Consider the following 431-nt stretch of genomic DNA (forward strand, 5'->3'; position numbering starts at 1 on the left):
ACTTGCGGGCGTGCAGAAGCGCCGCCAACGCGCATTGGCGATGTTTGCCGCCCTCGAAGGCGCGCAACTGGTGGCGCGTGGGCGCCGGGACATCGGCCTGTTCGATAACGCGGTTATGGGCTGCCGCCAGGCCGGCCTCATTCCCTAGTCGCCTGAACCGCCCGCCGGCGCGGGTTAGGCTTGACCATCCACGGTCGGAGGCGAACACGATGAAGGCGCGCGACTTGGCATGGTGGTTGCAGGAATCGCTAATTTCGATGCGCAGGACACGGAGGATGAAATGTCCACGATCACGGCGAGCTTTTCTAATCAATCTTCAGCAGCCAGTGCCTGTCAGGCTTTGCGAGACACTTATCCCGGCCTCGCCGTTAGCGTCCAGCTTTCACAGAAATCGGTGGGCGAGGAGGGCGAGCAGGGAGTTTTACCCGCAC

General features: G+C 62.4%; 1 protein-coding gene. It reads left to right on the forward strand.

Going from position 1 to position 431, the window contains the following annotated elements:
* Positions 1–229: 229 nt before the first annotated feature.
* A partial coding sequence (locus AB4Z50_RS36110; RefSeq protein ID WP_441887315.1) for a hypothetical protein occupies positions 230–431 on the forward strand: 202 nt, incomplete at its 3' end.

The sequence above is a fragment of the Paenibacillus sp. 2TAB26 genome (assembly GCF_052115145.1).
Classification (GTDB): Bacteria; Bacillota; Bacilli; order Paenibacillales; family Paenibacillaceae; genus Pristimantibacillus.